Origin of the sequence: Mixta theicola, from assembly GCF_002895925.1 — a bacterium.
Classification (GTDB): Bacteria; Pseudomonadota; Gammaproteobacteria; order Enterobacterales; family Enterobacteriaceae; genus Mixta; species Mixta theicola.
This window is the reverse complement of the sequence record NZ_NWUO01000065.1, coordinates 1-355: the sequence shown is the minus strand read 5'-3', so window position 1 is coordinate 355 and position 355 is coordinate 1. Positions and strand designations below refer to the sequence as shown.

Below are 355 nucleotides of genomic sequence, written 5' to 3'. Positions count from 1 at the left end.
CACCTATAAAACTGCCCTGCCTGCTTTTCGCCACGCAGCATACAATGGATGATTACTGCGCGCCCGATATGCTGTATGGCGATCTTTCCGCTGAGGTGCTGCGCCAGCAGTATCATCTGCGCGATGTCTCGGCGCGTATCGATCCCTATACTCATCCCAGTCGCGAAGAGAGCGTGCGCATCCTGTTTGATGAGTTTCGCAATCTGTCAGATATGTTTTCTTTTTATGGCAACTATAAAAGCCTGGCGAGAACCATGATTTCCCATATGCAGTATGGCAACGGCGCTGTTTTCAGCCATCCGCTGCTGGACCAGGCGATGGCGGAGCATAGCTCTATGCAAAACTCTCTTAATGC

1 protein-coding gene is annotated in these 355 nt (G+C 51.3%); it reads left to right on the top strand.

Annotated elements, in window-relative coordinates:
* Nucleotides 1-44: 44 nt before the first annotated feature.
* Nucleotides 45-355: DUF3289 family protein (locus COO59_RS20645; RefSeq protein WP_121494963.1), on the top strand; the 311-nt coding region annotated here is incomplete at its 3' end.